Below are 7,280 nucleotides of genomic sequence, written 5' to 3'. Positions count from 1 at the left end.
GGTCCCGCTATCCGTTGCAATCTTTTTTGAGCCGAAAAAAGATCGGCTCAAAAAAGGATTTCCACTGCTATCGGGGCTAAAGGGGGGCATTGTGTCTTTTTTGGCATTATCTAAAAAAGAAAAGTAATAATATTTTACTGAGAGGTAAATAGAAATTATTTGCACTAAAGTTCTTGTTTGACTGCGCGAAGGATGGGAGCAAGTTACCGAAGTAACGCGGACAGCCTGACCGCATAAAGGGACGGAGCCGACTCACCGTTTATGATGAGTTGGCTCCGTCCCTTTATGGGGTCGCGCCCAAATAAAGGTTTTAAACGAAAAAAGCACGAAGAAATGAGGGTTTCTCCGTGCTTTTTAGAAAAGTATTTAAAGTTAAAACTGCGCTACTTCGGTAGAATCTTTCATTGCTGTTGTGGAAGATTTACCTGTGGTAACGGTGTTTTGTACGGCATCAAAATAGGATGTGCCAACAAACCCTTGGTGTTTTACAGCTTTGAAACCGTGTTGTTGTAAAGCGAATTCTCTTTCCTGCAACTCAGAATAGCCGGCCATTCCTCTTTCTTTGTAGGCTTTGGATAATTCGAACATACTGGTGTTCAAGGCGTGGAATCCAGCCAAAGTGATGAATTGGAATTTGTAGCCCATTGCAGCCAAGTCTTCCCTGAAAGTTTCCATTTCGGCAACGGATAATTTGGCCGCCCAGTTGAATGAAGGTGAACAATTATAGGCCAACATTTTTCCAGGAAACTTTTTGTGAATGGCTTCAGCAAATTGTTTGGCATAAGCCAAGTCAGGATTACTGGTTTCCATCCAAATCAAATCGGCATAAGGTGCATAACTCAATCCGCGGTCAATTCCTTGCTCCACACCGCAGTTTACATAGAAGAATCCTTCGGCTGTTTTTTCTCCTGTGATGAACTTGGCATCTCTTGGATCGATATCGCTGGTCAATAAATTGGCAGCATCGGCATCAGTTCGTGCCACGATAAGTGTTGGTGTCCCCATTACGTCGGCGGCCAACCTTGCAGCAATTAATTTATTGATGGCTTCTTGTGTTGGTACCAAAACTTTCCCTCCAAGATGCCCACATTTTTTGGCGGAACTCAATTGGTCTTCAAAGTGAACTCCAGAAGCTCCGGATTCAATCATCGATTTCATCAATTCGAATGCATTTAAATTTCCTCCAAAACCAGCTTCGGCATCGGCAACTATTGGAACTAAATAATCTTTTTTGTCTGTAGTTCCGTTAACCACTTGTATTTGATCGGCACGTAAAAGTGCGTTGTTGATTCTTTTTACAACCAAAGGAACGCTGTTGGCAGGATACAAGGATTGGTCAGGATACATTTCGCCTGCCACATTTGCATCGGCGGCCACTTGCCAGCCGCTAAGATAAATGGCTTCCAGTCCAGCTTCCACTTCTTGAATGGCTTGGTTTCCTGTAAGTGCGCCCAATCCTGCCACAAAATCTTGGGAATTGAGTTTGTTCCATAATTTGGTTGCCCCCATTCTGGCAATGCTGTGCTCAATTTGATAAGATCCTTGAAGATTTACAACTTCTTCGGCGGTGTACGGTCGTTCGATTCCTTTCCATCTAGGGTTTGTAATCCAGTCGGTAACTAATTCTTGAATTCTTGTCTCGGTTGTTTTCATGGTTGTTGTTTAATAGCGTTTGTTGGTTATTTTTTTTTTTGAATTGCAATTGCCTTTTTATAGATGTTTATATCCGATTAAGGTTAGAAATTCTATGAAATTTTCATTGACTACTAAAGTATCGAGCAGTTGTTCTGCCAAATGATAATTTTGTTTCTCGTGGTTTTCATCACCTACAATCTTTTTAATTTTTTCAAATTCTTCCATTGCCAAACGGTGATAATAGTCTTCGGTAAGCGTTTTGTTATTGTCCAAAACCACTTCGTTTTGAAGCCATTGCCACAATTGGGATCTTGAGATTTCAGCCGTAGCGGCATCTTCCATCAAATGGTGTAAAGCGGCAGCGCCTTGACCGTTGAGCCATGAGGCAATATATAGAACAGAAATGCTGATGTTTTTGCGAACACCTTCTTCAGTAATGGTACCTTTAGGAACTGCCAGTAAATCTTCTTCAACTACATTTACATCTTCTCTTTTTACATGAATCTGATTTTGAGTGGGCATGTATTTGTCAAAAACAGATTGTGCTAAGGGAACCAAATCAGGATGGGCGACCCAAGTTCCGTCATGTCCGTTTTGTACTTCTCTTCGCTTGTCGGTTACAACTTTGTCAAAAGCAATGTTATTGGCTTCTTCATCATTCTTGATTGGAATTTGTGCTGCCATTCCGCCAATTGCATGTATGTTTCGCTTGTGGCATCTTTGAATAACCAATTGTGAATAAGCACTCATAAAAGGCGAAGTCATAGTTACCTGATCACGATTTGGAACGATAAAGGTTTTATTTTTTCTTAATTTTTTGATGAATGAAAAAATGTAATCCCATCGACCACAATTCAATCCTACGATATGGTCTCTTAATTCGAAGATGATTTCGTCCAGTTGAAAACTTGCGGTTATTGTCTCTATCAAGACTGTTGCTTTGAAAGTCCCGTTTTGTTCTCCAAGATATTCTTGTGCAAATTCGAAAACCTCGTTCCACCATCTTGCTTCGAGATAATGTTCCAATTTTGGCAAATAGAAATATGGGGCAGTTCCGTTTTTAGATAATTGTTCGTGGTTGTGAAAAGCATATAATCCAAAATCAACTAGAGAACCGGAAGTTTCTTGTCCTTCGATAAGTATGTTTTTTTCATTCAAATGCAGTCCACGAGGTCTTACAATTAAAACGGCTGTCTTTTCTTTTAGAGCGTATTTTTTATTTTTTATCGGATCTTCTAGTGTTATGGTTCTGTTTACGGCATCGATCAGGTTTTGTTGCCCTTCCATTAAATTGCTCCAAGTAGGGGAAGTGCTATCTTCAAAATCGGCCATAAATGTTTTGGCTCCAGAATTGAGTGCGTTGATGACCATTTTTCTATCCACAGGTCCAGTGATTTCTACTCTTCTGTCCAGTAAATCTCTTGGAGTAGTTGCGGCTACCCAATTGCTTTCTCTGATCATTCTTGTTTCGGGTTGGAAACAAGGTAAAGCTCCAGCATCAAACAAGACCTGTTGTTTTTTACGGTCTTCTAATAACGAAAGTCTTTTGCTATTAAATTTTTGATGCAATTCTGTTAAGAATTCAATGGCGCTATCCGTCAATATTTCAGGATACTGTTGTGTGATTCCATTTGTTATTTGGAACTTTTTCTCGATGGTTTCTGTGTGGTTTTTCATAACTAGTTCATTTTGATACTGCAATACTACAAAAAGTTTTTTACAAAACAAGCGAACGTTCGCCAAAAATGAAAAATATTTTTTTTGAGGTTTTTCTTTTTTTAGTTTATCTTTGATTTTATGAATATGGAAAAAGATTATATCAAGTTGATTTTTGGGCTTAAACTCAAGCAGGCTCGAACAAATAAAGATTTGTCATTATTTGGCTTGGCCAAAATTACGGAGCTGTCTAAATCGTATTTGAACGAGATAGAAAAGGGAAAAAAATATCCTAAAACGGAAAAAATTATCCTTTTGGCAGAGAAATTGGATGTCACCTACGATCATATGGTGTCTTTAAAACTCGATAATAATCTGGCACCGATTGGAGAAATATTAAAATCTGGAATTTTGAAGGAGATTCCGTTGGATCTTTTTGGAATTCAAGAGGCAGATTTAATTGATATTATTGCCAATGCTCCTGCCAAAGTCAATGCCTTTATCAGTACCATTATTGAAATAGCTCAGCATTATAATTTAACCCGAGAAAGTTTTTTCTTGGCTTCATTGCGTTCCTATCAAGAAGCGCATAATAATTACTTTGAAGAGCTTGAGGATAAAGTACTGTTGTTTTGCAAAGCATTTCATATTGATGGTGAAACCACAATTTCGATTGATGAATTGTCTGCGATACTAATTGAAGAATATGGTTATACTATAAAAGAAATTATTTTTTCTGAGCAGGAAGAATTGGGTGATTTGAGATCTATTTTTGTACCAAAAAGCAAAACATTGTTGCTTTCAGTTGGTATAGATGATTCTCAAAAAGCATTTATTTTGGCTAAAGAAATCGCCTATAATTTTCTTGAAATCAAAGAAAGACTATATACTTTCAGCTGGATCAAGTTTGATAATTTTGATCAGGTTCTGAATAATTTTTATGCTTCTTATTTTGCTGGAGCATTGCTTATTCCTAGAGAACGATTGATAAATGAGTTGAATTTGTTTTTGTCAAAAACAGATCCAAAACCGCAAGAGATGATTCAGTTGATGAATAAATTCACGGTTTCACCGGAATCATTTTATCAGCGATTGACTAATATTTTGCCGAAGGATTTTCAGATAAAAAACCTCTTTTTCCTTCGTTTGTCACATGAAATTGGTACAGACACCTATCAAATAAAAAAGGAATTACACATTACCAATCAACAAGAGCCTCATGCGAACGAAATGAATGAGCATTATTGCAGAAGGTGGGTGTCAATAAAAACTATTGTGCAGTCTTTGAAACAAAAGAAAGAACACTTTTTTGATGCACAGATTTCACGTTATGAAAACAGTAATAATGAGTATCTCGTTTTTTCATCGGCTACTCCAGATCCTTTCAAGAAAAATTGTTTGAGAAGTATTTCGGTTGGAATTTTGATAACGCCTTCCATTAAGAAAAAATTTAAATTTATTGAAGGGAATTCGGTGCAAAGGCAATTAGTTGGTGTGACTTGTGAAACTTGCTCGGTGCAAAATTGTTTAGAGAGAGCCTCGCCGCCAATTCATTTGGAACAAAAAGTCAGAAATGAAAAGACCGATGCGACTGTTCAAGAATATATAGCTAAGTTTAGTTAAAGCAAAAGAGCCACGAATGGATTTGTATCTTTCGTGGCTCTTTTTGTATTGTCAATGCTAAAGTTAATCAATCCATTTGTAATAACGGGCTCCGATTAAATTAGGGATTTCTGTTTCTATTCGGTCTAGAATCCATTCGTTTTTAGGTTTCAGGATACTTTGTTTCTGTTCTTTTTTGTGTAATTTTTCATAAGTTTCAAAATCAATTTCAAAACTTTTTTCCAATGTTTCAAAAAGGGCAACATTGGCTAGTGCCGATTTCCATTCGGGTTGAATGGTTCCTTCAAAAACCTTAGATTTTGAACCGCTTCCGTAGGCTAGAAAACCGAATTTTTCAGATGTAATTTCTTTTTTGTTATCGTAAAAATGAGCTAGGGTAGAAAGTAATCCCATAAAAATGGAGCCCGTATATAGGTTTCCGATTAAAGAAGATGCTAATTCTGCAGGCTGTAATTTTTCAGAAACAAATGTTTTGTAATCTTCTGACTTGCTGATTTCTTTTAATTTATTCTGATATTCCGAAGCCGTTTCTTCTCCGGAAAGAATTGGAGTAGAGGCGTCCAAAGCGTAAATCTCGGATAACATTCTACGACCTTGAAATGCATAAGGCAAATGCATGACTATGCTTGTCCAGTTGTTGTAAACCGTTTCTGAAGTGTTTTTTATTTTTTTGAATGAAAAATAAGCCGCTTTGGTTCGATCCATATAGCATTGGTTCGAATATTGACCGTCAAAAACGGGTTGATCTTTGTGGATTTCAATTTCGCTTTCAAGATTATCAAACCAAGATTCATTGTTTGAATTTCCTGTGATTTCCTGTTTTGAAATGGTTCTATAAGGTTTGAAGAAGTCAAAAACTCCTTTTGTACTTACTCCCCAATGATTCTCAAAAGTTATAATTCTTGGATTTGAAGTAATCAACATGGCAACTGCACCAGCTCCTTGAGTATATTCACCACTCGAATTTAGGTCGTATTTGGCGAAATCGGTTGTGACAACAATTGCTTTTTTGTTTGGATTGAGTTGAACAAAATCAAGACAGTTTTGTAATGCATCCACACCACCAATACAGGCAAAAGTAAAATCTACAACATCACATTCAGATAAAGAGTTTTCTCCGAATTTTTGCTCCATTAGAGAAATCAAAAAAGAACTTATTGGTTTTGAACTGTCGATGGCGCTTTCGGTTCCTATATATATTCGTGCAATTTCATCTAATTTGATATTATTGTCTTGAATTAGTTTTGTCAAAGCATTAGCACCAAATACTACTGTATCTTGATGGGTATCCGGCAATGTCATCTTTAATAATCCTAACCCTTTTTCGAGTTTTTCGGGTTCTATATTTCTAGCTAAGGCTAATGTTTTTATGGGTAAATGTAATTTGGCAACATCAAATGCAATAGCGTCAATTCCAGTTTTCATGAATAAAATTTAAAGGTGTAAAGTTAAAATTGCTTCGGGGAAATACAATGTTTTAAAGGCTATAAAATTGCTAATCTTTAATTTTTAGGGAATAACTTGTAAACCTTGTTTTGGGTTATAATATTGTTAGTTTTTTTAACTTTTGTCAATAAAATATAATTGGGTCCGTAATTTTAATGCGTTTTTTGAATTTAGAAGCTGTTTAAGTGCTTTTTTGTAAGTTCATGAAGAATAGTGGTTTAAAACTACGTATTTTTATACGTAGTTTATACGTATTTTTTAAGTACTTTAAAATCATTATAAATAGCACAGCAAAATTGCATATTTGGTTGTTATTCTTTCCTAATTAACCTAAATTTGTTCGACTTTTTAAAAAAATATAATATTTATATCATTATGGCAAAATCTGCAATATTGAAGTCGTCTATAGCTAAAAAAGTAGCTATGGCGCTTTCAGGACTTTTTTTGATTATGTTTCTATCGCTGCACTTCTTTATTAATTTCGTTTCGGTTTTTAGTGCCGATTCATTTAATGCGATGTCACATTTCATGGGTTACAACCCATTAATACAATTTGTTATGCAACCTGTTTTGGTTGCTGGGGTAGTTTTTCACTTCGTTATGGGATTCGTTCTAGAACTGAAAAACAGAAATGCTAGGCCTGTTGCTTATGTTAAGTACGATGGTGCTGCAAATGCTTCATGGGCTTCTAGAAACATGATTATTTCTGGTTTAGTCGTATTGGCTTTTTTAGGTTTACATTTTTATGATTTCTGGGTTCACGAAATGATTTATAAGTATGTAGAAGTAAATTCAATTGATGAAGCAAGATACTATCCTGAATTGGTGGCTAAATTTGAAAGTCCAGTTCGTACAGGATTGTATTGTGTTGCTTTCGTGTTATTGGCATTACACCTTTGGCATGGTTTCACTTCTTCTTT

Annotated in this window: 5 protein-coding genes; 2 read left to right on the top strand and 3 right to left on the bottom strand. The window is 36.2% G+C overall.

Going from position 1 to position 7,280, the window contains the following annotated elements; translation table 11 throughout:
- Positions 1 to 372 precede the first annotated feature (372 nt).
- A complete protein-coding gene (aceA, locus tag VFS71_RS14375) occupies positions 373 to 1,653 on the bottom strand; it encodes an isocitrate lyase (protein WP_326402084.1) in 1,281 nt (426 codons plus the stop codon).
- Positions 1,654 to 1,710: 57 nt separating this feature from the next.
- Positions 1,711 to 3,312, bottom strand: coding sequence for a malate synthase A (gene aceB, locus VFS71_RS14370; protein ID WP_326402083.1), 1,602 nt, complete (start codon positions 3,310 to 3,312; stop codon positions 1,711 to 1,713).
- Positions 3,313 to 3,432: 120 nt separating this feature from the next.
- Here aceB and VFS71_RS14365 point away from each other — a divergent pair, with 120 nt between their 5' ends.
- Positions 3,433 to 4,914, top strand: coding sequence for an XRE family transcriptional regulator (locus VFS71_RS14365; RefSeq protein WP_326402082.1), 1,482 nt, complete (start codon positions 3,433 to 3,435; stop codon positions 4,912 to 4,914).
- 63 nt (positions 4,915 to 4,977) lie between these two features.
- Here VFS71_RS14365 and VFS71_RS14360 read toward each other — a convergent pair whose 3' ends face one another.
- Positions 4,978 to 6,339, bottom strand: a complete 1,362-nt coding sequence (locus VFS71_RS14360) for a hydroxymethylglutaryl-CoA synthase family protein (RefSeq protein ID WP_326402080.1) — start codon at positions 6,337 to 6,339, stop codon at positions 4,978 to 4,980.
- A 396-nt stretch (positions 6,340 to 6,735) separates the two neighbouring features.
- Between VFS71_RS14360 and VFS71_RS14355 the strand changes: the two genes are divergently transcribed.
- Positions 6,736 to 7,280, top strand: a 545-nt coding sequence (locus VFS71_RS14355; RefSeq protein WP_326402079.1) for a succinate dehydrogenase cytochrome b subunit, incomplete at its 3' end; no start/stop codon positions are given.

Source organism: Flavobacterium sp. (assembly GCF_035760125.1).
Classification (GTDB): domain Bacteria; phylum Bacteroidota; class Bacteroidia; order Flavobacteriales; family Flavobacteriaceae; genus Flavobacterium.
The sequence above is the reverse complement of the archived record's forward strand: the minus strand, read 5'-3'. Positions and strand labels throughout refer to the sequence as shown.

Excerpts from the sequence above, each read along its gene's own strand:
- VFS71_RS14360 (WP_326402080.1), bottom strand. The coding sequence starts at position 6,339 with ATGAAAACTGGAATTGACGCTATTGCATTTGATGTTGCCAAATTACAT.
- aceB (WP_326402083.1), bottom strand. The coding sequence starts at position 3,312 with ATGAAAAACCACACAGAAACCATCGAGAAAAAGTTCCAAATAACAAAT.
- VFS71_RS14365 (WP_326402082.1), top strand. The coding sequence starts at position 3,433 with ATGAATATGGAAAAAGATTATATCAAGTTGATTTTTGGGCTTAAACTC.
- aceA (WP_326402084.1), bottom strand. The coding sequence starts at position 1,653 with ATGAAAACAACCGAGACAAGAATTCAAGAATTAGTTACCGACTGGATT.